Raw genomic sequence first — 25,308 nt, 5'->3', positions numbered from 1 at the left:
TCCTCTCAACAGACGACTTGCCGGCGCCTCCAGTGCCGGTCAGGTTCCCCAGGCTTTTCGTGCCCTGTTGAGGGGCTTTTCCAGAGGACACTGGACATGACACAGGCAATTGCATCGCCCATCGTTCACGACTTGATCGGTATTGGCTTCGGCCCTTCGAACCTGGCCCTGGCCATCGCGCTGCAGGAGCGGGGGCCGGTCCAGGGTGAACTGGACGTGCTGTTCCTCGACAAGCAGGCCGACTACCGCTGGCACGGCAACACCCTGGTGACCCAGAGCGAGTTGCAGATTTCCTTCCTCAAGGACCTGGTGACCCTGCGCAACCCCACCAGCCCGTATTCGTTCGTCAATTACCTCAAGCACCATGGCCGCCTGGTGGACTTCATCAACCTCGGCACCTTCTACCCGTGCCGCATGGAGTTCAATGACTACCTGCGCTGGGTGGCCGGACACTTCAGCGCACAGAGCCGCTACGGCGAGGAAGTACTGCGCATCGAACCGGTGCTGTACAACCAGCAGGTCGAGGCGCTGCGGGTGATTTCCCGCGACGGCCAGGGCGAAGAGCTGGTCCGCACCACCCGCTCGCTGGTGGTCAGCGCCGGTGGCACCGCGCGCATTCCCGAGGCGTTCAAGGCGTTCAAGGATGACGCGCGGGTGTTCCACCATTCCCGGTACCTGGAGCGCATGGCGGGTCAGCCGTGCGTGACGGGCCAGCCGATGAAGATCGCCATCATCGGCGGTGGACAGAGCGCGGCCGAGGCCTTCATCGACCTCAACGACAGCTTCCCTTCGGTACAGGTCGACATGATCCTGCGCGGCTCGGCCCTCAAGCCGGCGGACGACAGCCCGTTCGTCAACGAAGTGTTCTCGCCGGAGTTCACCGACCTGGTGTTCCAGCAACCCCACAGCGAGCGCGAGCGCCTGGTCAACGAGTACCACAACACCAACTATTCGGTGGTGGACATCGACCTGATCGAGCGTATCTACGGGATTTTCTATCGCCAGAAAGTCTCTGGCATCGCCCGCCATGCATTCCGCACCCTCACCACGGTGGAGAAGGCCACGGCCACCGACGCCGGCGTGGAACTGGCGGTGCGCAACAACGCCACCGGCGAGCTGACGGTACGCCGTTATGACGCCGTGGTGCTGGCCACCGGTTACGAGCGGCAGATGCACCGCACCCTGCTGGAGCCACTGGCGCAGTACCTGGGGGATTTCGAGGTGGACCGCAACTACAAGCTGATTACCGACGAGCGCTGCAAGGCGGCAATCTACATGCAGGGCTTCTGCCAGGCCAGCCATGGCCTGAGCGATACGCTGCTGTCGATCCTGCCGGTGCGTGCCGATGAGATTGCCGGCTCGCTCTATGAGCATGGGAACAATCGCGGGCAAGCGCGTCCGGTGCGCGACTTGCTGTTGGCCGCTGTATAGGCCCTGTGGGAACGAGTCACTCGCAGGAAACCCATCAGCCAACGCAACCCCTGTGGGAGCGAGCTTGCTCGCGATGGCGTCAGTTCAGCCAATATTGAAGTGACTGACATTACGCCTTCGCGAGCAAGCTCGCTCCCACAGGTCATAGGCCCGCTCTCTGGTCACTCGCAGGAAATTTTTCAGAAATTTCCTACACTCACTTCACAGCCTTCTGTTGTTTGAAAGGCTCGGTTCGCTGTTCCCTCGTATTGGCAGTCTGAACCCCAAACCGGTCACCCTGACTGAAGTCGGTGGTGCGCCGGGCCGACTACGCCAAGCGAAACACCCTGACCAAATGATGCTGCTTTTACGCACAGGCCTGGTGGCGCTGTTGCTGGGCTCATTGAGCGCGGCGCCACCGGTAGGCGCGACCCCTGAGTCGTTGCAGGTGCTCGGGCGCTCCAACGTGGATGATTATTCGGTGTCCCTGGATGCTGCCGACTGGGCCTGGCTGCGCCAGAAGGGCACGTTGCTGCTGGGCGCCTCGGCGCCGGACTATGCGCCTTTCAGCATCACCGGCAATGGTCGCGACTACGAAGGCCTGACTGCCGACTATGCGCAATTGCTGGGGCAACTCTTGCACGTCACGGTGCAGGTCCAGCGCTATCCGTCCCACGCCGAAGCGCTCCAGGCCCTGCGCGGCGGGGAGATCGATCTGCTCGGCACCGCCAACGGCTTCGAAGCCGCCGATCCGGACCTGGCGATGTCCCAGGCCTATGCCGATGACCTGCCCACCCTGGTGGCCCGCATCGACGACAGCCAGGACTTGCCCACGGACCTGGCGGGCAAGCGGGTGGCCATGCTGTATCACTATTTGCCGCCAGAGACGGTCAAGGGTTTTTATCCCGAGGCTTCCTTGCAACTGTTCCCCTCCACCTTGAGTGCCATCGGCGCCGTGGCGTTTGGTCAGGCCGATGTCTACCTGGGGGATTCGATCAGTTCCAACTACCTGATCAGCAAGAACTACCTGAACAATGTGCAACTGGCCGATTTCTCGCGTATGGAAGTGCAGCCGTTCGCCTTTGCGGTCAGTCGCGACAACGGGCGCGTGTTGCGCATCGTCAATGCCGCGCTGCACGCGATTCCCGCCAGCGAACGCATGATCATCCTGCGGCGTTGGAGCGCCGGCGGGGCGAGCATGCCCGGTCAGCAGGCGCTGCATTTCAGCGTCAACGAGCAGCGTTGGCTGGACGCCCACCCCCGCATCAAAGTCGCCGCCAATGAAAACTTCCTGCCGCTGACGTTCTTCGATGAACAAGGCCATTTGCGCGGCATCGGTGCCGATGTGCTGGCCCGGGTCAGCTTGCGCACCGGTTTGAAGTTCGATGTGCAGCGGGGCGACTCGGTTGACGACTTGATCGGGCAGATCAAGAGCGGCAAGGCCGACGTCCTGGCAACCGCCATACCCAGCGCCGAACTCGAGGACGAGTTGCGTTTTACCCGACCGTACCTGACGAACCCGTTCGTGTTGGTGGTGCCGGTCAGGGCCAGGGCGCTGACCTTGGACCAGATGGCGGGCAAGCGCGTGGCGCTGGTGCGTGGCAACGTGCTGCGCGAGTTCCTGCTGGAGCAGTTCCCCCGCGTGCAGTTGGTGGCGGCGCAGAATGCCGCCGATGCCATGGCCATGGTCGCCGCCGGCACGGCAGACGCTGCGATCAACCCGTTGATCAGCGCCCGCTACATGATTTCCCGCCAGTACCGCGACACGCTGCAAGTCACCAGCACCGTGGGCACCTTGCCCGCGCACATCGCCCTGGCGACGAACCGGGGCGCATTGGAGCTTTACTCGATCCTGGACAAGGCGCTGTTGAGTATTTCCCCGGAAGAAATGGACGAACTGACCAACCGCTGGCGCAGTGAGGTGGTGATCGACGATAGTTATTGGCTGCGCAATCGCACCACGATCCTCCAGGGGTTCGCCGTTGCTGCGCTGCTGTTGCTGGTGGCCTTGGGCTGGGGCATTTATCTGCGGCGGCTGTTGGAACAGTTGCGCGTGGCCAAGGAAAGCGCCGACGAGGCCAATCGGGCCAAGACCACTTTCGTGGCGACCATGAGCCATGAGATCCGCACGCCGATGAATGCGGTGATCGGCCTGCTGGAGCTGGCCCTGAAAAAAGCCGACCAGGGCATCGTCGACCGATTCGCCATCGAGGTCGCGTCGGGTGCGGCCCATGGCATGCTGGACCTGATCGGCGACATCCTCGACATCGCCCGCATCGAGTCGGGCAAGTTGTCGCTGGTGCCGCAGCGGGCCAATCTGCATACGTTGATCGAGTCGGTGGCGCGGATTTTCGAGGGCCTGGCCTGGCAGAAACACCTGCGCTTGCATTGGGTGCTGGAGGCCGGGCTCGACCGCGACGTGCTGATTGATCCATTGCGTTTCAAGCAGATCGTCTCGAACCTGTTGAGCAACGCCATCAAGTTCACCGACCAGGGCGAAGTGCGCCTGAGTGTGCGCGGCGAGCCGGCTCCCGGGCGCGAACGCCTGGGTCTTTGCCTGCGGGTGGAGGACAGCGGTTGCGGTATTTCCCCCGAGGATCAGCGCCGCCTGTTCAGCCCCTTTGCCCAGGCCGGCCAACATCCGCAGTCGGCTCGCAGCGGTTCCGGGTTGGGGTTGGTCATCAGCCGTACGTTGTGCGAAATGATGGGTGGCACCCTGGTGTTGCACAGCGTGCCGGGGGAGGGCACGCAGGTCGAGGTTCTGCTGGACCTGCCCTTGCTCGATGCACTGCCGGCGGCGTCTGCCGAGGTCGAGGCGCTGCTACCGGTCCCGGCGTTGAGTATTCTGGTGGTCGACGATTACCCGGCCAACCGCTTGCTGCTGTCCCAGCAACTGGGCTACCTGGGCCATCGCGTCCGGGAGGCGCAGAACGGTGTCGACGCTCTGCAGGCCTGGCGCAGCGAACACTTCGATGTGGTCATCACCGACTGCAACATGCCCTTGATGAGCGGCTACGAACTGGCTCGTACCATTCGCGCCGAAGAGCGCGACCGCAACCTGTCGCCGGTGGTGATCCTGGGGTTCACCGCCAACGCCCAGCCGGAGGAAAAGCAGCGTTGCGTCGAAGCCGGGATGGACGATTGCCTGTTCAAGCCCATCGGCCTCAAGGCACTCAATGCGTGCCTGGCTTCGGTCATGCCGGATGCGCGGGCGCCCCAGTCCAGCGATGGCCTGGACCTGAGCGGCCTGGAGCAACTGACCGGTGGCGACACGAGTGCCATCAGGGCGTTGCTGGAGGAACTGGTCAGCAGCAATGCCGAAGATCAAGCGCGGCTGCTGGACTTGGCCACCCGACAGGACTTGCCGGGCCTGGCGGACTTGGCGCACCGGATCAAGGGCGGGGCGCGGATTATCCAGGCGCAACGCCTGATCGCCGCCTGCGAGGCGCTGGAAAGCGCTTGTCGTGGGAACGACACGGTGCTGCTCGCCGAAGCCGTGGAAGACCTTCGCCAAGCCATCGAGCACCTGGCGGAACGACTGAAAACCCACCTGGAGGAATAGGCGCTATAGGAGCTGTATGAACCGTAGGAGCTGACGAGTGCAACGAGGCTGCGATCTTTCCAAAGACCCTTGAATCCCAAGCGAACGATCAAGATCGCAGGCTTCGCCAGCTCCTACAATCCCAAGCGAACGATCAAAGATCGCAGGCTTCGCCAGCGCCTGCAAAGCGCCGAGCAGGATAAATTCCCTCGCCATAGGGGCTGTGTCTGTCCTTATTTTAGGATTAGTCCTACATCGCCCTTCAATTGCTTCCTCTAGCCTGAGCGCCCTGAATGTTCTTGAGCCGGTGCCTACCTGGCGCGTTGCTATTGGAAAGCTTGCCATGCCGAACAAAGCACTCCGTATCCTGATTGCCGACCCACAACAGACCCATCGAATCGTGCTGGAACGTCTGTTCAACCAACAGGGCTACCACCGGATTGTCCCCGTGAGCCATTTGCAGGAATTGCTCACGCTGGTGGAGTACGGCAGCGAGCCGTTCGACCTGATCGTCGTCAACGGGGCGTTGGCGGACGGGGCGTTGGACCTGCACGATTTTGTCATCTACAACCCGCAGGTGCGTCACGGGATGATTTACAACGCGCAGCCGGCCAGTCAGTCGCCGGTGCCTGTGGCACGTCGATCGAGCGTGCATCTGAGCCAGGCGCCACTGCCTGATCTCGCGTCACTGCGACACCTGATGGAGCGGGTCGATCCTCATGTCCATGAGCCGCTGCAACCGTGGGTGCGCCCCCTCAGGCAGGGGCATGGACACTGAACCAGACCGTCGGTCCGTACTGTCAGGTTTGACAGGTGGCAGGGTCTGGCACTTGTGCAAGAGTTCGGTGCGGTCATGGCACCGGTGCCGTTTGTATTGTTTTGGGGAGCTGCCTTGAAAGACGTGTTGATCGTGGATGACCACCCTGTCATAAGAGGGGCACTGCGGCTCATTTGCCAGAATGAGGCGTTCACCCACATCCGGGACGCCAGCGGCGCGGCCGATGCCAGGGGCATTATCAAGGAGCGCGCGCCAGACCTGGTGATCCTGGATTTGGTGATGAACGGCTTCGATGGCCTGGACCTGCTGGTCTGGATCATGGCCCAGTTTCCTGAATGCAGCGTGCTGGTGTTCACGTCCCAGGATGCGCAGCACTTTTGCAACCGCTGCATCTCGGCCGGGGCCCGGGGCTTTGTCACCAAGAAAAGCGACCTCCAGGAGCTGACCAAGGCCATCCAGGCGTTGAAGTCCGGTTATGCCTATTTCCCCCAGATGTCCGTCAGGCTGGATTTCCAGCAACGCAGCGAACAACAAGCCCTGGAAAGCCTCTCCACCCGCGAGCTGTCCATCTTGCGCATGCTGGCCATGGGCATGCGCGGCAAGGACATCGCCGAAAGCCTGTTCCTGAGTCCAAAAACCGTCAGCACCTACAAGAGCCGTCTGTTGGAAAAGCTGGGGCTGCAATCCTTGGTGGGGTTGTCGGAGTTTGCCAAGCGCAATCACCTTTGAATGAGTGACACCCAAACCTGTGGGAGCGAGCTTGCTCGCGATAGCGGTCCGCCTGTCGATGCATCTTCGGCTGATACCCTGTATCGCGAGCAAGCTCGCTCCCACAGGTTCTTGGTCGTTCTCCAAATGGAACGCTAAGGCCGGTTTTTGCCTCCTAGTGCTCCAAGGGTGTCGGTTTTAAGCTATGTCCATCAAATCGCAGTCCCTGATTTTGGAGACATGGCATGAAAAACATCATTGGCCTTTACACCAGCCCACGGCCCCATTGGGTCGGCGACGGTTTCCAGGTGCGCACGCTGTTTTCCTACGACAACCTGGGCAAGCACATCAGCCCGTTCCTGCTACTGGACCACGCCGCCCCCACCGAATTCACGCCGACCAGCGAGCGCCGCGGCGTCGGCCAGCACCCCCATCGTGGGTTCGAAACCGTGACCATCGTCTACCAGGGCGAACTGGAACACCGTGACTCCACCGGCAGCGGCGGCAAGATCGGTCCCGGCGATGTGCAATGGATGACCGCCGCTTCCGGCATCATCCACGAAGAGTTCCACTCCGAAGCGTTTGCCCGCCAGGGCGGGTTCATGGAAATGGTCCAACTGTGGGTCAACCTGCCCGCCAAGGACAAGATGGCCCCGGCCGGCTACCAGACGATCCTCAAGGGCGACATTCCGAACATTGCCCTGAAGGACGACGCCGGTAGCCTGCGCCTGATCGCCGGGCGCTTCGAAGGGCATCAAGGCCCGGCACGGACCTTCACCCCCATCGACGTCTGGGACATCCGTTTGAATGCCGGGAAAAACCTCACCCTTGACCTGCACGAAGGCCACAACACCGCCTTGGTGGTGCTCCGGGGCTCGGTCCAGGTCAATGGCCGCGAGCGGGTCGAGGCCGGGCAGATGGCCCTGTTCGACCGGGCCGGTGATCAATTGAGCCTGCAAGCCAATAACGACGCGGTGCTGTTGCTGCTCAGCGGCGAGCCGATCGACGAGCCCATCGTTGGCCATGGTCCGTTCGTGATGAACAGCGAACAGGAAATCCACCAGGCCTTCAATGATTTCCACTCCGGGCGCTTTGGCCGGATGGACGATTGACGCTAGTCACGCAGGGCCAATGTGGGAGCGGGCTTGCCCGCGAAGGCAGTGTGTCAGTGAAGTAAATGCCCGCTGACACTCCGCCTTCGCGAGCAAGCCCGCTCCCACAGGGAGTTTTGCGGGGATCTCTACAGCGTGTTCAATCTGTGCCAATCTTCGCCAATCGCCCTCCTGGAGCTGTCCCGATGCTGTTTCTGATCTCCGAGCACCCGCTGCTCTGTGCCCTGGCGCTGCTGGTGCTCGACCTACTGATGTGGCATCTGGTCAGTGCGGATCGGATCTACTGGAAAGTCGGCGCAAGGCTGGTGATTTTCTCGTTGTTCAGCGTGCTGCTGTTCAACGAAGGCCTCAACCCCATGGTCCCGGCGCAGTGGGTCGACGATGTGCCGCGGCACCTGGCCGCTACCGGTTTGCAGATCACCTGGTGGCTGTTTGCCGCGCGAACCCTGACGGTGATGATCGTGGCGGCGATGATGCAACGGGTCGGCCACACCGGACGGTTGTTGCAGGATTTGCTCGGCGCGGTGATTTTCCTGATCGCCGTCATCGCGGCACTGGCCTATGTGCTGGATTTGCCGGTCAAGGGCGTGCTGGCCACGTCCGGCGCGATGGCGATCATCGTCGGCCTGGCCTTGCAGAGCACCCTCAGCGACGTGTTCTCCGGGATCGTGCTCAACACCACCAAGCCCTATCAGCTCGATGATTGGATTTCCATCGACGGCACTGAAGGCCGGGTCACCGACATTGACTGGCGGGCCACGCGCTTGCAGACCGCCCAGGGCAGCATGGCGGTGATTCCCAACTCGTTGGCGGCCAAGGCCAAGGTCATCAACTTCAGTCGCCCCAGCGATGTCCATGGCCTGTCCATCAGCATCCAGGTCAGCCCCCACGCGCGGCCACAAACCGTGATCGACGCGTTGGAACGAGCCATGATCGGCTGTCGTTCCCTGCTCGCCACCCCGGCCCCCAGCGTCGCCCTCAAGAGCAGCGGCAGCGGCGGGGCGGAATATGAAATCAGCGGGTTCGTCGCCTCCATGGCCCTGAAACGCACGGTGCGCAACCAGTTGTTCGACCTGGCGTTCCGGCATTTGCAAGCGTCGGGCGTGAGCCTGCTGTCCACCAGTGAAAGCGCCACGCCCCAGGCGGTGTCGCGGCCCCGGGCATTGCTGGAAAGCTCGAGCATTTTCTCCACCCTGCGCCAGGATGAGAAAGACACCTTCAGCCAGAACATGACCCTGCAAACCTTCCGCGCCGGCGATGTGATCCTGGCGGCGGGGGAGGTCAGCGATCACCTGTTCATCATCGAGTCAGGGGTGGTCAGCGTTACCCTCATGCGCAACGGCCAGCCGCTCGAGGGCGGACGCATGGGGCCGGGGGAAGTGATCGGCGAAGCCGGGATCGTCGCGGATCAGGCGGCCCTGGCGACTTTTTCCGCCAAGACGTTCTGCACCCTGTATCGCATCGAAAACAGCTACCTCAAGCCGTGCCTCGAGGCCCGTCGCGACATCAACGACGCGATGAAAAACCTGCTGGACGTGCGCATGCACCTGGCCCAGAACCTCACCCGCGACCAGCCCAAGCCCGTCGCCAAGAAACGCTTCCTGCAGTGGCTGCGCAGCCGGGCCTGAAGCCTATCCCCCGTGGCGAGGGAGCTTGCTCCCGCTGGGTCTGTAGGAGCTGCCGAGCGAAGCGAGGCTGCGATCTTTCCACTGTCCATTGAGTCTGGAGCGAAAGATCAACAGATCGCAGGCTTCGCCAGCTCCTACAGGATAAATCCCCATTGGCCACCCGAACTTCCCAACAATTGGCTATTTGTCCCGCGCCATTGCATGGCTAACGTAGCGCCACACCCAATTGTTATGGAGTCCACCATGCAACCGCGTATCGATTTCTACACCGCGTCCCCTGACGCTTTCAAAGCCATGCTGGCCCTGGAAAACGCCGCCTCGAACCTGGGCCTGGAAAAGTCGCTGCTGGAGCTGGTCAAGTTGCGCTCCTCGCAGATCAACGGCTGCGCCTTCTGCATCGACATGCACACCGCCGACGCCCGCAAGGGCGGCGAGACCGAACGTCGCCTGTACGCCGTGACCGCCTGGCGCGAAGCGCCGTTCTTCACCGGCCGCGAGCGCGCCGCACTGGCCTGGACCGAAGCCCTGACCCGCCTGAGCGACACCCACGCGCCGGACGCCGACTATGCCCTGCTGAGCGAGCATTTCAGCCCCAAGGAAATGGTCGACCTGACCGTGGCGATCAACGCCATCAATGGCTGGAACCGCTTGGCCGTTGGCTTTCGCAAGATGCCTGAGGCGTAGTCAGAAGGAAAAACTACCTGCAGGCGCCTGTGGGAGCAAAGCTTGCTCGCGATAGCGGTGCAACAGTCCGTGCACATTGACTGACACACCGTCATCGCGAGCAAGCTTTGCTCCCACATAGACTTAATCCTCAGTTTTAAAGCATCGGACGACAGGCACTGTAATAGGTTTGCTTCACATGAATAGTAACCATTACTATTCACGCCCCGTTTCCACAGCGCGCCGCGATGACCCCCAAGCTGCCCCGCAGACCCGGCTTTTTCGAGCATTACGAAGAGTTGATCGGCACCTGGACCCGTCGCCTGCGCAATCGCCAGCAGGCCGAGGACCTGGCCCATGACACCTTCGTGCGGGTGCTTGAGTCCGATTCGAGCGGGGTCGAGCAGCCACGGGCCTATTTGCATCAGACGGCGCGCAACATTGCAGTGGATGGCTATCGGCGCGAAGATCGACGGGGGGCCATGGAAGAGGCTGTCATTGACCCTGGTCAGTCGTTTTCGGGCGACCCGGAGCACTTCATGCATGCGATCCAACTGGCGGACTCCATCGAGCGGGCGCTTGCCGAGCTGCCGGCCAACTGCCGCACGGTGTTCGTCTGGCAGAAGATCGAAGGCCTGACCCAGGCGGAAATCGCCGAGCGCCTGGGCCTGTCAAAAAACATGGTGGAAAAGTATATGATCCGCACCCTGCGGCATCTGCGCGATCGCCTGGACGGACCAGGCCAATGATCCGTCGTCTTCTTCCACCTGAGCCACAGGACCTTCCATGATGGATAGCCGTGAATGCCCGTGCGGGCAGGACAGGGTTCGCGACGCGGCGGCGCAATGGTTCGTGCGTTTGCAAGCGCCGGCCATGAGTGTCGAGGAGCGCCAGCGTTTCGAAGCCTGGCTGGATGAACATGCCAACCACCGTGACGAAATTCAGTTGCTCCAGGGTATCTGGAGCGCCACGGACCTGCTGCCCAAGGAACGCCTGCGAGCGCTGTGCGAACCTCCCGCCGAACGCCCCAGGCGTCGGCCGCTGCTGCGCTACGTCGCCGCCGCCGGACTGTTCGCGGTAGCGCTGGGGTTGGGGCTGTTCAGCGGTTTGAGTTCTTCCACCGACTACAGCGGCGAATACGCCACCGCCCTTGGCGAGCGTCGGCATATCGCCTTGCCGGATGGTTCGATGATCGACCTCAACAGCCGCAGCCGGGTACGTATTCAATTCGCACACCGTCAGCGCCGGGTGGAACTGGCCGAAGGCGAGGCCCTGTTCAGCGTCGAACACGATGCAGGCCGGCCATTCACCGTCGAGGCGGGCAACGGCCAGGTGACGGTGACCGGGACGCGCTTCGATGTGCGCCGCGATGCCGACATGACCCGGGTGGCGGTGGCGCAGGGCAGCGTCAAGGTCCAGGGTCAGGTCCAGGGCCGCGCCGCGTCCCCGGCTCAGTTGGTCAGCCTGACAGCGGGCCTCGGTACCCAGATCGATGCCCAGGGCAACGTCGCCACGCCTTACGCGGTCAACACCGAGGCGCTCACCGCCTGGCGCGATGGCAAGCTGGTGTTCAACGACGCGCCGCTCAAGGAAGTGGCTGAAGAAGTCTCTCGTTATCGCACCCAGCCCCTGCGGGTCGGCAGCGCGGCGGTGGGCAACCTGCGCCTGACCAGCGTGTTCCGCGCCGACGACCCCGAGGCGCTGCTCAAGGCGCTGCCGAACATCCTGCCGGTGACCGTGCGCAACCTGGATGACGGCAGCCAGGAAATAATCGCACGATAGATTCAGGTTTTTTCCGAGTTCTTCGTCTTCTTGTCCAACTGCAACTGGTTTGCATTAACAGACGCGTATTCTTGCGATCAACAGGACAAGTTCGACGTGAAAACAACCGCCAAAAACAACAACCGTACCCACGTACGCTGGCTGCCCCTGGCCCTGACCCTGGCGGTCAGCGCCGCTGTGCCCCAGGCGTTCGCCGATCAGGCCGCCACCGCCATTCACATCCAGGCGCAACCGTTGGGGCAAGCCTTGTCCCAGCTCGCCCAGCAGACTGCGTTGCAGGTGTTCTTCAGCGCCGAATCGGTGGCCGGCAAACAAGCGCCGGCGGTGGACGGCAACTTGTCCCCGGAAGCGGCCTTGCGCCAATTGCTGCAGGGCAGCGGCCTGCAATACCAGATCGATAAGGGTTCGGTGACCGTGTTGCCAGCACCTGCGGAGCCCAACGCCGGCCCGCTGGAGCTGGGGGCGACTGAAATCCAGGTGGTCGGTGACTGGCTCGGCGATGCCAACGCCGAAGTGGTGCAGAACCACCCCGGTGCGCGTACGGTGATCCGCCGCCAAGCGATGGTGGAGCAGGGCGCCATGAACGTCGGCGACGTGCTGCGACGGGTGCCGGGGGTGCAGGTGCAAGATGCCAACGGCACCGGCGGCAGCGATATTTCCCTGAACGTCGGCGTACGTGGCCTGACCTCGCGCTTGTCGCCCCGCTCCACGGTGTTGATCGACGGCGTACCGGCGGCGTTCGCGCCCTATGGCCAGCCGCAACTGTCCATGGCGCCGATTGCCCTGGGCAACCTGGACAGCGTCGACGTGGTGCGCGGCGCCGGCTCGGTGCGCTACGGGCCGCAGAACGTCGGTGGGGTGATCAACTTCGTGACCCGTGCCATTCCGGAGAAAGCCACCGGTGAAATCGGCACCACCCTGGAAACCTCCCAGCGCGGCGGCTGGAAGCACACCGACACGGCCTTCCTCGGCGGCACCGCTGACAATGGCCTGGGCGTGGCGCTGTTGTATTCGGGCGTCAACGGCAACGGGTATCGCCGGAGCAACAACGGCAACGACATCGACGACGTGATTCTCAAGACCCATTGGGCGCCGACCGATGTCGACGACTTCTCGCTGAATTTCCACTACTACGACGCCAAGGCCGACATGCCCGGCGGCCTGACCCAGGCCCAGTACGACGCGGACCCGTACCAGTCCGACCGCGACTGGGACAACTTCAGTGGCCGGCGCAAGGATGTGTCGTTCAAGTGGATCCGCCAGATCAATGAGCGCACCCAGGCCGAAGTGCTGACCTATTACTCCGACAGCTACCGGGGCAGCACCATCGCCTCCCGGGACCAGCGCAACCTGGTGTCCTACCCGCGCACCTATTACACCTTCGGCATCGAACCCCGGGTGTCCCACGTGTTCGACCTGGGCCCCACCACCCAGGAAGCCAGTGTCGGTTATCGCTATCTCAAGGAAGGCATGCACGAAGAGGCCAGCCGCCTGGCGTTGCGTAACAACGAACCGGTGGTGCGTCCGGGGGCCGACGGCCACGTCTACCAGGACCGTACCGGCGGCACTGAAGCCCATGCGGTGTACATCGATGACAAGATCGATGTCGGCCAGTGGACCATCACCCCGGGCATCCGCTTCGAAAGCATCAGCACCGAATGGCACGACCGCCCGGTGCTCGACACCACCGGCCGCCCCGTGCAGGAGAAACGCCGCAGCATCGACAGCAACGAACCGCTGCCGGCCCTGAGCGTGATGTATCACCTGTCCGATGCCTGGAAGCTGTTCGCCAACTATGAGACCTCGTTCGGCAGCCTGCAGTACTTCCAGCTCGGCCAGGGCGGCGACGGCAACAACACCGCCAACGGCCTGAGCCCGGAAAAGGCCAAGACCTACGAGATCGGCACGCGTTACAACGATGACGTGTGGGGCGGGGAAGTGACGCTGTTCTACATCGACTTCGACGACGAGTTGCAGTACATCAGCAACGACGTGGGTTGGACCAACATGGGCGCGACCAAGCACCAGGGGCTGGAGGCTTCGGTGCACTACGACATGGCCGCGTTCGACCCACGCCTCGAAGGCCTCACCGCCAACGCCGGTTTCACCTACACCCGCGCGACTTACGAAGGCGAGATCCCGAGCTTCAAGGGCCGTGACCTGCCGTTCTATTCCCGCCAGGTGGCCAATATGGGCCTGCGTTACGAGGTCAATCGCTGGACCTATAACCTCGACGCTTTTGCCCAGTCCAAGCAGCGCTCACCGGGCAACAATGTGAATGCCGACGGCAGTTTCAGCGGCGACTACATCACCGACGGCACCGCCGATGGGCAGTACGGCGACATGCCCGGCTACGTGCTCTGGAACGTGCGCGCCGGCTATGACTTCGGTGCACAGCTGTCGAACCTGAAAGTCGGCGCCGGGGTGAAAAACCTGTTCGATCATCAGTACTACACCCGCTCCAGTGACAACAACTCGGGCATTTACGTCGGCGCACCGCGTACGTTCTTTGTGCAGGCGAGTGTGGGGTTCTGATCGAGAGTCAAGCAAGATTCTGTGGCTTGGAACCTAATCCTGTGGCGAGGGGATAAATCCCCTCGCCACAGATAAATCCCCTCCCCACAAAGAGTTGTGTTGAGGCATCAGACCTTCAACACTTTTCCGCTGACGGCCACTATCACCAGCGACACCGCAATCAACCCAAACGCAAAGCTCAGGCTGCTGCCATGGGCGACGAAGCCGATCAGCGCCGGACCGGCGAGGATGCCGGCATAGCCAATGGTGGTGATGGCCGGTACGGCGATCGCTTCCGGCATCAGGGTCTGTTTGCCGACGGCGGTGTACAGCACCGGCACGATGTTCGAACACCCGGCACCCACCAGCGCATACCCCAGCAGCGCCGCTTGCCACATCGGTGCGAGGGTCGCCAGCAGGAACCCCGCGGCGGCGATCGACCCGCCATAGATGATCACGCGTTTGGCCCCCAGGCGATGCACCACCGAGTCGCCGGTCAGGCGGCCGACGGTCATGGTCAGCGCGAAAGCGGCATAACCCAGCCCGGCATAGGCGGTATCCACCGCGCGCTCGGTGGTCAGGAATACGGCGCTCCAGTCCAGCACCGCGCCTTCGGCCAGGAACACGATGAAGCAGAGGATGCCGATAAACAGCACCACACCATGGGGAATGGCGAACGCCGGTCCCGAGCTTTCACTGCCGTAGGGCAACAGGTGCGGCGCCGCCTTGAACAACGCCACCAGCAGCACGCCATTGACCACCAGCGTCGCCCCCAGCGGCGAAAGCCCCAGGCCAAGCAGGGCGCTCACACCGGCCGCGCCAATGATCCCGCCGAGGCTGAACATGCCGTGGAAACCCGACATCATGGTCTTGCCACTGGCCCGCTCGACGATCACCGCTTGCAGGTTCACGGTCGAGTCCACGGTGCCGAGCCCGGCTCCAAACAGGAACAACGCCGCCACCAACCAGGGCAGGGAAGTCATGGTCGCCAGCAACGGCAACGCCAGGCAGATCAGCAGCGTGCCGCCGCTGAGCACCCGACGGCAACCGAACCGGGACGCCAACGCGCCGGAAATCGGCATCGCCAGGATCGACCCGACCCCCAGGCATAACAGCAGCAGGCCGAGGGTGCCTTCATCCAGGTTCGCCCGCACCTTGGCGTAAGGCACCAGCGGCGCCCAGGCGGCGATGCCGATGCCGGCGATGAGGTAGGCGATGCGGGTGGACATCTGTTCCAGGCGTCCGGGGACAAAGGTGGGCGGGGGCGTGATGGCAGTCATGAAGCGTCCTTGGTTTCGTGCGGTGCGGTGCGGTGGTACAGGCAGGGGGGCTATGCTTGCATATTCACTGACCGCACCGCGACCCCAAGGTGCCGAAGCCCTGAAGCACCCTCCTTGGACATTGTGGGTGACGGGTTCAGCAGACAGCTGCGCACCTGTCGAACCTGACAGGCTTCGCCTAAACTACCGGCCCCTCCTGGCTTCCTCCGGACCCGATGCATGGCACCGTTCTACGACGCACGCGGCAATATCTATGGAGTCGTTTCACCGCAGCAGGCCCGTGACCATGGCATCGATCTGCCTCCATCGGCTGCCCAGGCCGCGCAGACCCGCGAGTCCTGGGCAGCGGCGGCCGTGCACGTGTTCTGCGCCTGGGCGTCGGGTGAGGCGCCGCCGGATGCCAAGGCCCATCGCAGTGATGGGTTGCTGATTGGCCCGTTCCAGAGTGAACCGCCCTTTGATCTGTTGATCGTCAATACCGACGGGACACTGGCCGAGCGCAGCGGCAATGGCCTGACGATTTTCTCCCAGGCCTTGCGGGAGCAGGGCTTGATGGCGGGGACGGGTGATTGCTTGTTGCAGGTCCATCACGATAAACCCGACGGTTTGTCACCGCTGCGAACCTCGGTTCGCGCTGCTGAATTCGAAGGCACCCAAGGCTTCTGGCTGGACCTGGGCAAACCGCTGTTCGGGCCCGGGGCCGTCGGTGCCCAGGATGTCGAGCGTGTGATGTTCAACCAGTGCGATGTCAGCCGTGTGGCGGCGCTTGAACGGTTGAATCCGGCGTGGGGCAACAGCCAGTTCGTGAACATAGGCAACCCTCATTGCGTGACGCTGGTGGACGGTGCCGAGGCGTTGCCGAGCAATTCGCAGATGCGCGCGGCGGCGCTGTCGCAAAGCCTGATTCGCATCGCCTATGCCGCCCCGGCTGGCGCCGGGCTGCCGTGTCCCGCCGGGGTGAATCTGCAATGGGCCAGTCTGCAGGCCGAAGGGCGAATCGCGGCGCGGGTGTTCGAGCGCGGCGAAGGTCCTACCGCGTCCTCGGGCACCAGTGCCAGCGCCGTGGCCAGTGCTGCGTGGCGGGTGGGCTGGGTGAAGGCGGGTGTGGTAAGGGTGGTGATGCCCGGCGGCACGGCGCCGATTTTGCTGGAAGACGAGGCGGGCGAGTTGGTGCGAGTCAGGTTGTTCGGTACGGCGCGGCTTGTGCCGTAGGGCTTTCTGGAGGTTTTGTGGTGCGGTTTATACCGCTATCGCGAGCAAGCTCGCTCCCACAAGGGATCTTCAGTGGACACCAATGTTGTGTCCGACACAGAGCCCCTGTGGGAGCGAGCTTGCTCGCGATGGCGGCAGTACATCCAACATCAATGCAACTGACCCACTGCCGTCGCGAGCAGGTTCGCCACAGGGAAATCAGCCTGGCTGCTGCGCAAACTCCACCACCGGCATCTGCCGCTTCATTAGCACTTCGCCATTGCGAATCGAGTAGAGCGGCAAGCCCTGGCTGCGGATCACTTCGTAGTCGCTGTCCGCCGACAGGATCAGCAGGTTCGCCGGGCGGCCGGGTTCCAGCCCGTAGCGCTCGCCCAGGGCCATGGCCTTGGCGCTGTTGTCGGTGACCAGGTCCAGGGCGCTTTGCAGGTTGCGGTAGCCGAGCATATGGCAGATATGCAGCCCGGCTTCCAGCACACGCAGGATGTTGCCGTTGCCCAGGGGATACCACGGGTCGACGATGGAGTCCTGGCCGAAGCACACGTTCATCCCGGCTTCGAGCAGTTCATTGACCCGAGTGACCCCACGGCGTTTGGGGAAGGTGTCGAAACGGCCTTGCAGGTGAATGCTTTCGGTCGGGCAAGAGACAAAGCTGATGCCCGAGTGCCCGAGCAGACGGAACAGCTTGGCGCAGTAGGCGTTGTCGTAGGAGCCCATGGCCGTGGTGTGGCTGGCGGTGACGCGGGCGCCCATGTCGCGGCTGCGGGCTTCTTCGGCGAGCACTTCGAGAAAGCGCGAGTGCGGGTCGTCGGTTTCGTCGCAATGCACATCCACCAGGCAACCGGTGCGTTCGGCCAGGTCCATGAGGAATTTCACCGAGCTGACACCCTGGTCGCGGGTGTACTCGAAGTGGGGAATGCCGCCCACCACGTCGGCACCCATGCGGATCGCCTCTTCCATCAGCTCGCGGCCATTGCGGTAGGACTCGATGCCTTCCTGGGGAAACGCGACGATCTGCATGTCGATCAGGTGACGGCTTTGCTCGCGCACTTCCAGCATGGCCTTGAGGGCCGTGAGTTCGGGGTCGGTCACGTCGACGTGGGTGCGCACATGCTGGATGCCATGGGCGGCGAGGGCCTGGATGGTTTTCTTGGCGCGGGTGCTGGTGTCTTCCTGGGTGATGGTGGCCTTGCGCTCGCCCCAGCACTCGATGCCTTCGAACAGCGTGCCGCTCATGTTCCAGCGCGGTTCGCCGGCAGTGAGGGTGGCGTCCAGGTGGATGTGCGGTTCGACGAAGGGCGGGACCACCAGGTTGCCGCCAGCGTCGAGGTCTTCCGGGCCGAGGCTGGGGGCTTCGGTCTGGCGGGCGATGTTGGCGATCAGGCCGTTTTCCAGGTGCAGTTCATGCAAGCCTTCGTGGTTGCGCAGGCGGGCGTTGATGATGTGCATCGGGCGAATCCTTTATAGGTCTTGTAGAGGTGCGTCAGCGGTGCGAGTACCCATTACGCCGATCAATAACACATACGTTAGCGCGCCGGTGGCGATTCCTACCAGTGGCGCGACCCATGGCGAATTGAACGCGGCGAGTGTGCCGAGCCCATAAGCGAACAGCCCGGGCCAGTTGAACGCCGGCAGTTGCGCCTCGGCCAGGCGAGGATAGCGGCCGCGCCAGCGGAAGAAGAAATCGGCCATGATCACCCCGCCAATCGGTGGGATGACGGTGCCCAGCAGAATCAGGTACGGCACCAGCAGATCGTACATACCCAACAGGGCCAGCAGCGTGCCGATCACCGCGCCGCAGAGGGTCACGGTCTTGCGCCGGCGGGTGCGCAGCAGGTTGCAACCGGCCACGGCGAAGTTGTAGATGGTGTTGTCCTGGGTGCTCCAGATGTTGAGCAGCAACATCGCCATCGCCGCCATGGCGAAGCCCTGCAGCAGCAACACTTCGACCACGTCCGGTTGCTGATAGACGATGGCCCCGTAGGCGCCGATCAGCACCATCAGGCCGTTGCCCAGGAAGAAGCCGATCAGGCTCGCCAGCACCGCGACCTTCGCCGAGCGGGAGAAGCGCGTCCAATTGGTGGCCTGGGTCGCGCCGCTGACGAAGGTGCCGAACACCAGCGTGATAGCGGTGGACCAGTCGAGGCTGCTCGTAGGCACCACCGCCAGCAAGCCTTCGAAGCCGCCGACCTTCACCGTCGCCACCCACATCGACAGCATCAGCAGCAACATCATGGCCGGTACGGCGATGTACGAAAGGATTTCCAGCCCGCGATAACCGATGTAGGCGGTGGCGCAGAATCCCAGGCCGAACAGCACCATCAACCCGAGCACGGTGCTCTCGCTCAATTCGAAATACTTGCCCAGCACCACGGCGGCGGTTGCCGTGCCCCAGGCGTACCAGCCGATCTGGGTGAACCCGAGGATCAAGTCACTGAGCTTGCTGCCCACCTCGCCGAAACAGAAACGCCCCATCAACACCGAATTGAGCCCGCTCTTGAACGCGATGTAACCCAGGCCGGCGGCATAGAGGCCCAGCAGCAGGTTGCCGATCACAATCACGGTGAGCATCTCGGCAAAACCGAACGCCACGCCCAGCTTGCCACCGGCAAACATCGTGGCGGTGAAAAAGGTGAAGCCCAGCAGCACCATGGCCGTGGAGGCCAGGCCCTTGCGGGCATGCATCGGGACTTCGCTCAGGGGATAGTCATTGCCTGGATCGTTCTGAGTCATGTGGCGGTCCTTGCGGGTGAGGGATGTCGCAAGCGTGCAGCGGCCGTGCCAAACGAGTGATCGCGAGGTTATTTATAGACAATCCTGGGGATTGGGTGGGCGCAAGGATCGAAAGCGGTGCGCGAGTGATTCAAGTTGGAACACAGATTTCATTGTCGACGCAGATCCCCTGTGGGAGCGAGCTTGCTCGCGATAGCGGTCTGTCTGTCACCTAAGTGTTGAATGTGCTGCCGCCATCGCGAGCAAGCTCGCTCCCACAGGGGGAGTGCAGTGTTTTTCAGGTCGAGGAGGACAATGACAGAAACCGCAACACCGCCGCCACGATGGCTTCCGGCGCGTCTTCCTGGACCAGGTGCCCGGCGTTCGGAACGGGATGCAATTGTGCCCCCGGGATCATCCGTTGCAGGGCCCGGCCGCGCTCGATGGGGATCCACTGGTCATCCTCGCCCCACAGGATCTGGGTCGGGCAGCGCACGCTTGGGTACAGGCCCTCGACCTCGCGGGTATAGCGCTCGTCCATCTGCGCGATCTGCCGGTAGAACGCCGCCTGGCCCGGCTCGCCGAGCCACGGCTGCACGTAGGGCGCCAGTTCCGCGTCCGGGATGTCCCGTTTGACCGCGCCGCGGACATAGGTCGGTACGATGGCCCGCTGAATGTAGTCGGGCAGGCCGCTGAAGGCCGCTTCATGCTGGCGGACATGCTGCACAAAGGGCGAACCCCAGGGCGACAGCGCCACGGGGTCGATCAGGGTCAGGCTGCGGTAATCCTTGCCATTGAGCAGGTGCGTACGCAGGGCCGTGGCACCGCCAAAGTCATGGGCCACCACATCCGGGCAATCCAGGCGCCAATGCTCCAGCAATTGTGCGAGCAGCAGGTTCTGCACGCCGAGGGACACGTCGGCATCGGGTTGCGCGGATTGGCCATACCCCAGCAGGTCGAAGTAATGCACCCGGTGGGTGGCGAAGAACAACGGGGCGATCCGGTGCCACACGTAGGAAGAGAAGGGCGTGCCGTGGACAAACACCAACGGCGGGCCATCGCCGTGGATGGCGTAGCGGATGGGGTGTCCGTTGAAGTCGTATAGCTGATCCAATGGCCAGTGGGTCATGATCGAACCTCTGTCTGAAAGGGGTCAGGGGATCATAGGCCAATGCAGGCAGGTCAGGGAAAGCACCGTGGGGCAGCCAGGTCTTGTGGGAGCAAGGCTTGCCCGCGATGCAGGCGCCTCGGTTCCAGAGAGACTGTGTAATCTTCATCGCGAGCAAGCTTTGCTCCCACAGGTGGCCTCCCACAGGTTTTTATTCGCCGTGGTAGATGCAACCGCTGGTGCAGGTCTCGTGGATGCGAATGGCACTGAGTTCCGGCAGCAACGGCTTCAACTCGTTCCAGATCCACTTGGCCAACACTTCGCTGGTGGGGTTTTCCAGGCCTGGGATGTCGTTGAGGTAGTTGTGGTCCAGGCGCTCGTAGAGGGGCTTGAAGATCGCCTTGATCTCCGAGAAGTCGCGAATCCAGCCGGTGTGCGGGTCGATATCGCCGCTCAGGTGGATCGCCACCTTGAACGAGTGGCCATGAAGGCGGCCGCACTTGTGGCCCTCCGGCACGTGGGGCAGGCGGTGGGCGGATTCGAAGGTAAATTCTTTGAAGATTTCCACAGGTTCGGGCTCTTTAAGGTAGCGGTCGCGAGGCAGGCGGCGGAGTTTATCAGTTTGATAACGGCGTTGCGCGACCGTGCTGACTAAAGGGTCAGCAAACGCTCGCCCAAGCCACCGTTGGCCGTCAGCTCCAGGAACTCGTCACCGAGCCGGCGGCTCTCGTCCATTGCCGTGCGCCAATATTTGCGGCGGCTCGGGTCATCGCCCATGAAGCGCTTGAAGTCGTTGCGGTCTGGCAGTTTGCCGTAGGGCAGGCGCGCCAGGTATTCCCGGGACGGTGCCAGCAACAGCACGTCCTGCAGACGGTCGACGTTGCCCCGCCGCCACGGCAGGCCCTTGTCGAACCAGCCGGGAATGACCCGGTCGGTGAAATGTGGGTAGAGCACGATGTCCTCGCCGCTGTACGGCAGGTCGAGGTGGTAGTCCAGCAGTCCGCCGTCGCGGTAGGTGCCGGCACCGGCGCCCGGCAGGTCGCGCACGCCCTCCATGACCATCGGGATCGAGCCCGACGCCAGCAGGGCCTGGCGCAGGTTGCCGGCGGCCAACGGAACGAAACGCGACGGAAAGTCATTCAACGGGTGCAGGGGCGGGGCCAGGCGCGGGTCATGGATGATCAACCGTTCGAAATGCCGCGACAGCCGGGCACGGCCTCGCAGGTTGTCGGCGATCACCGACGACAGCCCCAGGCCCAGCCGGCCGCGATGATCCTGGGCGAGCAGGCCGTGGCTCTTGACGACCATGATATTGAGCCGGTACCGCGGGTTATCGAGGATCGAGGTGTCGCGGCCGTCGAGCAAGTCATCGAGCATGCGCTGCGAGCTCTGGCTGACACCGGCCATGGTCACGCCTTTGGCGAAGCTTTGTTCGTTGTACAAGGTACCCAGGCGCCGGATCCCCTCGGCGGCGTCCGGCAGGCAGGCGCTGGCGAAGCGCCAGGCACCCACCGAGGCCCCGATCAGCGAGCGTTCCCGGGGCGCGGCGGGCAGCCATTCGCCGAACAGCGCCAGGTCCAGCCCTTGGATGCCCAGGGCCTTGGGGCCACCGGCGGCGCCGGGCAGGATGCCGACGTCGGCGGCGTTCAAGCCGGCCTGGCGAATTCGCCCGAACGCACGGGGGCCGGCCTTGAGGGTGAGGGCGGGAAACTTGATGTGGATGGCGGTCATACCGGTCTCGAATACGGGTAAGCGGCTGATTATAGCGACACAAAACCCGGTGGGAGTGAGCTTGCTCCCACAGGCATTTGCATACATTGATGTGGGTTCCATGATGGCGATTCAGTTTCAGTTAAGTTCACCCCGATACAGTCGCCCCCGTGAAAGATTATAAAAAAAGGAGACAACCCATGAACCGCCTGACTGCCTTTTTCATCGCGACCCTCATGGCCCTTGGTACGAGCCTGGTCCACGCACGAGACCTGGACGCGGACGAAGCCCGTAAACTGCAAGACGCTGGTACCATCCTGTCCTTCGAAAAACTCAACGCCAAGGCCCTGGCCAAACATCCCGGTTCCACCGTAACCGACACCGAGCTGGAGGAGGAGTACGGCAAGTACCTCTACAAGGTGGATCTGCGCGATGCCAAGGGCGTCGAGTGGGACCTGGAACTGGATGCCGTCAATGGCGAGGTACTCAAGAATCATCAGGATACGTAATGAAGCTTAATCTACGCGCTCATGGTCGATGGGCGCTGGCGCTGCTGGCGTTTTGTTCGCTGGCCATGGCCCGGGACCTGGATCAGGACGAGGCCCTGCAACTGCGTCAGCAGGGCGTGATCCTGCCGCTCGAGCACCTGCTGCAACAAGCGCTGGACCTGCACCCCGGCGCCAAACTGTTGGAAGCCGAGTTGGAGGAGAAACACGGCGTCTATATTTATGAGGTCGAGCTGCTGGACACCGACGGCGTTGTGCGCGAACTGGACCTGGAGGCCACAACCGGCCGCTTACTCAAAGATAAGGAAGACTGATGCGCCTGCTTCTGGTGGAAGATCACGTGCCCCTGGCCGATGAACTGATGGCCGGGCTTGCACGCCAGGGTTACGCCGTCGACTGGCTGGCCGATGGTCGCGACGCGGTGTACCAGGGCAGCAGCGAGCCCTACGACCTGATCATCCTCGACCTCGGCCTGCCGGGCGTGCCGGGGCTCGACGTGTTGGCCCAATGGCGCGCCGGCGGCCTGGCCACGCCGGTGCTGATCCTCACCGCCCGCGGGTCCTGGGCCGAACGTATCGAGGGTCTCAAGGCCGGGGCCGACGATTACCTGACCAAACCCTTTCATCCTGAAGAACTGCATCTGCGGATCCAGGCGCTGCTGCGCCGCTCCCATGGCCAGGTCAACCAGCCGACGCTCAAGGCTGCCGGATTGCACCTGGACGAGAGTCGCCAATGCGTGGTGCGCGATGGCACCGACATCCAGCTCACGGCCGCCGAATTTCGCCTGTTGCGCTATTTCATGCTGCATCCCGAGCAGATCCTTTCCAAAAGCCACCTCGCCGAACACCTGTACGACGGTGAGACCGAGCGCGATTCCAACGTGCTGGAAGTCCACGTCAATCACCTGCGGCGCAAGCTGGGACGTAGCGTGATCGAAACCCGTCGCGGCCAGGGTTACCTGTTCGGCGGGCAGGCGCAGTGAGATCCATCCAGCGGCGCCTGAGCCTGGGCCTGATCGGTGTGATGGTGGTGGTCGGCCTGGTCCTGGCGCAAACCAGCCTGTGGTTGTTCGAACTGGGTCTGCAGCGTTACCTGGAAGCGGGGCTGCGTAACGACAGCGAGAACCTGCTGGTGGCCCTGGTGCGCGGCCCCCAGGGCTTGCAATTGGATGAACGCCGCCTGTCGCCGGCCTATCAGCGGCCGTTTTCCGGGCATTACTTCCGCATCGATTTTGCCGATGTGCACTGGCGTTCCCGCTCCCTGTGGGACCAGGAATTGCCTCGGCTCGACCACCCCGGCCTGCACAGCAACCTGCAACTGGGCCCAGAGGGCCAGAAGCTGCTGGTGCTGCGTACCGATTATCGGAGGCTGGGCCAGGCGATTTCCATCAGCGTGGCCCAGGACTACACACCCGTGCGGGACAGCTTCCGCCGGATGCAACAGGTCGGCCTCGGGCTCGGGTTGGCGGGGCTGTTGCTGATTCTGTTGCTGCAACGCATCACCGTGCGCCGAGCCTTGCGTCCGCTGGACCGCGCCAGGGAGCAGATTGCCCAGCTGCAGCGCGGGCAGCGTTCGCAACTCGACGAACAGGTGCCACGGGAACTGGAACCGCTGGTGACGCAGATCAACCATCTGCTGGCCCACACCGAAGACAGCCTCAAGCGTTCGCGCAATGCCTTGGGCAACCTCGGCCACGCCTTGAAAACCCCGCTGGCGGTGCTGCAAAGCCTGGCGTCGAGCGAGAAGCTCGACCCGTATCCCGAGCTGCGCAAACTGTTGCTCGATCAACTGGAGCAGGTCCGCCAGCGCCTGAACCGCGAACTCAACCGCGCCCGCCTGTCCGGCGATGCCTTGCCCGGCGCGCACCTGGATTGCGACGCCGAACTGCCGGGGTTGCTGGCCACGCTGAACATGATCCACGGCGAACACCTGCACCTGAGCTACGTCGCCCCGCCAGGCCTGCACCTGCCCTGGGACCGTGAAGACTTGCTGGAACTGTTGGGCAACCTGCTGGACAACGCCTGCAAATGGGCTGACGCCGAAGTGCGCCTGACCATGACCGAGACAGCCGACGGATTCAGTCTGGCGGTGGAAGACGACGGCCCGGGCATCCCCAGGGATCGCCGCGACCAGGTGTTCAGCCGCGGCACGCGGTTGGATGAACAGACCGATGGACACGGCCTGGGCCTGGGCATCGTGCGGGACATCGTCGACACCTGGGGCGGCCTGCTGGCGTTGGACGACAGCGAGTGGGGTGGATTGAAGGTCGTGATTGAGTTGCCCAAGCGCTGACCTCTATCGCATGGCGCCGCCCTCCTGTGGGAGCGAGCTTGAACTGGTCAACTAATTTTGGACACCAGTTACGGTTTCACGCCGCCAGTTTCTCCATAGCTACCGGCGACCGGTAGTCGTTGTAGCTATGGAGTCTGACGTTGTTGTAACGCATCACATAACGCTGCACATCCACGCGGGCTTCATGCTCCGAGCTGTAGCCATCTTCTGGCACCCACTCTGACTTCAGGCTTCCAAAGAAACGCTCCATCGGGGCGTTGTCCCAGCACTCACCTTTGCGACTCATGCTTTGCAGGAGTCCATGCTTGCGCATTTCATTCCTGAATTTGTGGCTGGTGTATTGGCAGCCTTGATC

Annotated in this window: 22 protein-coding genes; 15 read left to right on the top strand and 7 right to left on the bottom strand. The window is 63.0% G+C overall.

The genetic code is table 11. The features are described 5' to 3' along the window. Nucleotides 1-96 precede the first annotated feature (96 nt). From BLQ55_RS24995 to BLQ55_RS24950, 10 genes are all read left to right on the top strand, one after another. The gene (locus BLQ55_RS24995) at nucleotides 97-1,431 is read left to right on the top strand and encodes a lysine N(6)-hydroxylase/L-ornithine N(5)-oxygenase family protein (RefSeq protein WP_092257829.1); all 1,335 of its coding nucleotides are present in this window, start codon (nucleotides 97-99) and stop codon (nucleotides 1,429-1,431) included. A 334-nt stretch (nucleotides 1,432-1,765) separates the two neighbouring features. After that, nucleotides 1,766-4,972 (top strand): ATP-binding protein, encoded by a 3,207-nt coding sequence (locus tag BLQ55_RS24990; RefSeq protein WP_092257826.1) that lies wholly within the window; start codon nucleotides 1,766-1,768, stop codon nucleotides 4,970-4,972. Between the two features lie 322 nt (nucleotides 4,973-5,294). Next, the gene (locus BLQ55_RS24985) at nucleotides 5,295-5,729 is read left to right on the top strand and encodes a PleD family two-component system response regulator (protein WP_092257823.1); all 435 of its coding nucleotides are present in this window, start codon (nucleotides 5,295-5,297) and stop codon (nucleotides 5,727-5,729) included. A gap of 114 nt (nucleotides 5,730-5,843) precedes the next feature. Next, entirely contained in the window at nucleotides 5,844-6,458 is a 615-nt protein-coding gene (locus BLQ55_RS24980; protein ID WP_092257905.1) for a response regulator transcription factor, read from the top strand. A 224-nt stretch (nucleotides 6,459-6,682) separates the two neighbouring features. After that, nucleotides 6,683-7,549, top strand: coding sequence for a pirin family protein (locus BLQ55_RS24975; protein ID WP_092257820.1), 867 nt, complete (start codon nucleotides 6,683-6,685; stop codon nucleotides 7,547-7,549). 185 nt (nucleotides 7,550-7,734) lie between these two features. Then, on the top strand, nucleotides 7,735-9,177 hold the full coding sequence (locus BLQ55_RS24970; RefSeq protein WP_092257817.1) for a mechanosensitive ion channel family protein: 1,443 nt from the start codon (nucleotides 7,735-7,737) through the stop codon (nucleotides 9,175-9,177). 243 nt (nucleotides 9,178-9,420) lie between these two features. After that, nucleotides 9,421-9,861, top strand: coding sequence for a carboxymuconolactone decarboxylase family protein (locus BLQ55_RS24965; RefSeq protein ID WP_060741412.1), 441 nt, complete (start codon nucleotides 9,421-9,423; stop codon nucleotides 9,859-9,861). A gap of 227 nt (nucleotides 9,862-10,088) precedes the next feature. Next, nucleotides 10,089-10,589, top strand: coding sequence for a sigma-70 family RNA polymerase sigma factor (locus BLQ55_RS24960; RefSeq protein WP_060741413.1), 501 nt, complete (start codon nucleotides 10,089-10,091; stop codon nucleotides 10,587-10,589). 37 nt (nucleotides 10,590-10,626) lie between these two features. Then, complete coding sequence (locus BLQ55_RS24955) at nucleotides 10,627-11,622, top strand: FecR family protein (protein ID WP_092257814.1); 996 nt, start codon at nucleotides 10,627-10,629, stop codon at nucleotides 11,620-11,622. A 96-nt stretch (nucleotides 11,623-11,718) separates the two neighbouring features. Then, nucleotides 11,719-14,157 (top strand): TonB-dependent siderophore receptor, encoded by a 2,439-nt coding sequence (locus BLQ55_RS24950; protein WP_092257811.1) that lies wholly within the window; start codon nucleotides 11,719-11,721, stop codon nucleotides 14,155-14,157. A 107-nt stretch (nucleotides 14,158-14,264) separates the two neighbouring features. Here the strand turns inward: BLQ55_RS24950 and BLQ55_RS24945 are convergent, their stop codons facing one another. Continuing rightward, nucleotides 14,265-15,416, bottom strand: coding sequence for an MFS transporter (locus BLQ55_RS24945; protein WP_092204179.1), 1,152 nt, complete (start codon nucleotides 15,414-15,416; stop codon nucleotides 14,265-14,267). Nucleotides 15,417-15,635: 219 nt separating this feature from the next. Between BLQ55_RS24945 and BLQ55_RS24940 the strand changes: the two genes are divergently transcribed. Beyond that, the gene (locus tag BLQ55_RS24940; RefSeq protein WP_092257808.1) at nucleotides 15,636-16,628 is read left to right on the top strand and encodes a diaminopimelate epimerase; all 993 of its coding nucleotides are present in this window, start codon (nucleotides 15,636-15,638) and stop codon (nucleotides 16,626-16,628) included. Nucleotides 16,629-16,826: 198 nt separating this feature from the next. On the opposite strand, the gene codA is transcribed toward BLQ55_RS24940, so the two are convergent. The 5 genes from codA to BLQ55_RS24915 all read right to left on the bottom strand — a co-directional run bounded on the left by codA (nucleotide 16,827) and on the right by BLQ55_RS24915 (nucleotide 22,176). Further along, nucleotides 16,827-18,074: a cytosine deaminase gene (gene codA, locus BLQ55_RS24935; protein ID WP_092204177.1), complete on the bottom strand. Its 1,248-nt coding sequence runs from the start codon at nucleotides 18,072-18,074 to the stop codon at nucleotides 16,827-16,829. Between the two features lie 12 nt (nucleotides 18,075-18,086). After that, a complete protein-coding gene (gene codB / locus BLQ55_RS24930; RefSeq protein WP_092204176.1) occupies nucleotides 18,087-19,358 on the bottom strand; it encodes a cytosine permease in 1,272 nt (423 codons plus the stop codon). A 277-nt stretch (nucleotides 19,359-19,635) separates the two neighbouring features. Continuing rightward, nucleotides 19,636-20,466 (bottom strand): alpha/beta fold hydrolase, encoded by an 831-nt coding sequence (locus BLQ55_RS24925; protein WP_092204175.1) that lies wholly within the window; start codon nucleotides 20,464-20,466, stop codon nucleotides 19,636-19,638. A gap of 190 nt (nucleotides 20,467-20,656) precedes the next feature. Continuing rightward, nucleotides 20,657-21,013 carry a 6-carboxytetrahydropterin synthase QueD gene (gene queD, locus BLQ55_RS24920; RefSeq protein WP_025212792.1) on the bottom strand — a complete coding sequence of 119 codons (357 nt, stop codon included), beginning with the start codon at nucleotides 21,011-21,013 and terminating at the stop codon, nucleotides 20,657-20,659. 83 nt (nucleotides 21,014-21,096) lie between these two features. After that, nucleotides 21,097-22,176 carry a hypothetical protein gene (locus BLQ55_RS24915; RefSeq protein ID WP_060741422.1) on the bottom strand — a complete coding sequence of 360 codons (1,080 nt, stop codon included), beginning with the start codon at nucleotides 22,174-22,176 and terminating at the stop codon, nucleotides 21,097-21,099. Nucleotides 22,177-22,355: 179 nt separating this feature from the next. On the opposite strand from BLQ55_RS24915, the gene BLQ55_RS24910 reads away from it, so the two are divergent. Genes BLQ55_RS24910 through BLQ55_RS24895 form a run of 4 tightly spaced genes read left to right on the top strand, consistent with a single transcriptional unit; the run spans nucleotide 22,356 to nucleotide 24,953 of the window. Next, entirely contained in the window at nucleotides 22,356-22,664 is a 309-nt protein-coding gene (locus tag BLQ55_RS24910) for a PepSY domain-containing protein (protein WP_092204173.1), read from the top strand. Next, complete coding sequence (locus BLQ55_RS24905; protein ID WP_060741424.1) at nucleotides 22,664-22,975, top strand: PepSY domain-containing protein; 312 nt, start codon at nucleotides 22,664-22,666, stop codon at nucleotides 22,973-22,975. Before BLQ55_RS24910 ends, BLQ55_RS24905 begins: the two co-directional genes overlap by 1 nt. Next, nucleotides 22,975-23,643 carry a response regulator transcription factor gene (locus tag BLQ55_RS24900; protein ID WP_053123507.1) on the top strand — a complete coding sequence of 223 codons (669 nt, stop codon included), beginning with the start codon at nucleotides 22,975-22,977 and terminating at the stop codon, nucleotides 23,641-23,643. Before BLQ55_RS24905 ends, BLQ55_RS24900 begins: the two co-directional genes overlap by 1 nt. Further along, complete coding sequence (locus BLQ55_RS24895; RefSeq protein WP_092257806.1) at nucleotides 23,640-24,953, top strand: sensor histidine kinase; 1,314 nt, start codon at nucleotides 23,640-23,642, stop codon at nucleotides 24,951-24,953. The genes BLQ55_RS24900 and BLQ55_RS24895 overlap by 4 nt, the downstream gene beginning before the upstream one ends. Before the next feature lie 76 nt (nucleotides 24,954-25,029). On the opposite strand, the gene BLQ55_RS24890 is transcribed toward BLQ55_RS24895, so the two are convergent. Then, the coding region (locus BLQ55_RS24890; protein ID WP_143011786.1) for an integrase core domain-containing protein at nucleotides 25,030-25,308 on the bottom strand (279 nt) is incomplete at its 5' end.

It is taken from the genome of Pseudomonas sp. NFACC13-1 (assembly GCF_900104425.1).
GTDB lineage: Bacteria > Pseudomonadota > Gammaproteobacteria > Pseudomonadales > Pseudomonadaceae > Aquipseudomonas > Aquipseudomonas fluorescens_AA.
This window is presented reverse-complemented; position numbering and strand designations above follow the sequence as displayed.